Origin of the sequence: Collinsella aerofaciens, from assembly GCF_040920445.1 — a bacterium.
Taxonomy (GTDB): domain Bacteria; phylum Actinomycetota; class Coriobacteriia; order Coriobacteriales; family Coriobacteriaceae; genus Collinsella; species Collinsella aerofaciens_BH.
This window is the reverse complement of record NZ_JBCOTQ010000084.1, coordinates 2,908-4,323: the sequence shown is the minus strand read 5'-3', so window position 1 is coordinate 4,323 and position 1,416 is coordinate 2,908. Positions and strand designations below refer to the sequence as shown.

Genomic DNA, 1,416 nt, shown 5'->3' with positions numbered 1-1,416 from the left:
CGATCCCGGGCCTGGACGACGACTTCCGCGTCATCGTGTCGCCGTGGATCCTGTCCGTGCTGACCACCGACCGCCTCGCGCGCAACTACGAGCTGGTCACCAAGCACAACCTCAAGTACCGCCGCTACTACCACCAGTTCGACTACTAATTTCATTTGGGGGAAACCGCAATGAGGCAATACATCTTCGCCAGCCACGCGCATTTTGCGACCGGCATCAAGGAGAGTACCGAGCTGCTCTCGGGCGCGCGCGATAACGTCCACGACCTGTCGATGTTTGTCGACGGCCGCACCGATGTCGCCGAGGAGGCCGCCAAGCTCCTGGCGACCTTCGACCCCGCCGACGACGTAATCGTGTGCACCGACCTGTTTGGCGGCAGCGTCAACAACGAGTTCACCAAGATCGTCCAGACGCGCCCCAACACCTACCTGGTTGCCAACATGAATCTGCCGCTGCTGATCCAGCTGCTCTTTTCGGACCAGGAGGCTCCCGCCGATCAGGTTATCCGCGAGATCCTCGCGGCTGACGACACGCGCGTCAAGTTTGTCAACGACCTGCTGACCGATGCGGATGACGAGGAAGAGTTCTAGTCACCGCCTGCTATTAATGGGGCCGGGTTTCCGGCATGAGACCTTTGGGGGTCAATCATGATTCAACTGCTTCGCGTCGACCATCGTCTGCTTCATGGCCAGGTGGCCGTCTCTTGGGTCCAGGGCTTGGGTTCTGACTGCATCTTCTGCGTTGGCGACAAGGTTGCCAACGATCCCGTCTGGAAGACTACGCTCAAGATGGGAAAGCCGGCCAACGTCAAGCTCGTCATCAAGGACATGGAGCACGCCATCGAGGCCATCAACTCCGGTGTTACCGATAAGTACAAGATGATCATCTGCGTCGCCAGCATCGCCGAGGCCAAGCAGCTTGTCGACGGCTGCCCGCAGATCACCTCCATCAACCTGGGCAACACCAAGTCCAAGGACGAGCAGCGTCCCGATGCCCGTAAGATCTCCCGCCAGATCTTTGTGACTGCTGCCGAGGAAGAGGACATTCGTGAGCTCGTCGGCCGCGGTGTCGAGGTCGAGATTCGCGCTCTGGCCGACGACCCCAAGGTCGATGCCCTAAGCGCCCTCTAATTGAGAACCACGGGCGGCGCGCACGGCGCCGCCCCTATTCGTGGGCGTACCGGATAAACGCTTTACCCGTTACCCCCATCTACCGTTCACCGGGAGTACACGCCCGTTGAGCGATTGGTATTAAATAGTTTTCTCATGACTATATAATTGGTATCAAATCATTTGCACCGGTTTAGGTGTTAACAGCACACCGGTACAAGCTGGATCTGTCTAGGCGATTGTCGGCATGGAAAAGGGCGCGCTGACAAGTCGGGAATCGCCGCGCGGATCCAAGAGGGATCAAAGG

Annotated in this window: 2 protein-coding genes; both read left to right on the top strand. The window is 58.7% G+C overall.

Going from position 1 to position 1,416, the window contains the following annotated elements; translation table 11 throughout:
• Nucleotides 1–170 precede the first annotated feature (170 nt).
• Complete coding sequence (locus AB5405_RS09535) at nt 171–590, top strand: PTS sugar transporter subunit IIA (RefSeq protein WP_006235880.1); 420 nt, start codon at nt 171–173, stop codon at nt 588–590.
• A 57-nt stretch (nt 591–647) separates the two neighbouring features.
• Nucleotides 648–1,130, top strand: coding sequence for a PTS sugar transporter subunit IIB (locus AB5405_RS09530; protein ID WP_055252644.1), 483 nt, complete (start codon nt 648–650; stop codon nt 1,128–1,130).
• Nucleotides 1,131–1,416: the final 286 nt, after the last annotated feature.

Bases quoted from the DNA above. Each gene is read 5' to 3' on its own strand.
- AB5405_RS09535 (WP_006235880.1), top strand. From the start codon at position 171: ATGAGGCAATACATCTTCGCCAGCCACGCGCATTTTGCGACCGGCATC.
- AB5405_RS09530 (WP_055252644.1), top strand. From the start codon at position 648: ATGATTCAACTGCTTCGCGTCGACCATCGTCTGCTTCATGGCCAGGTG.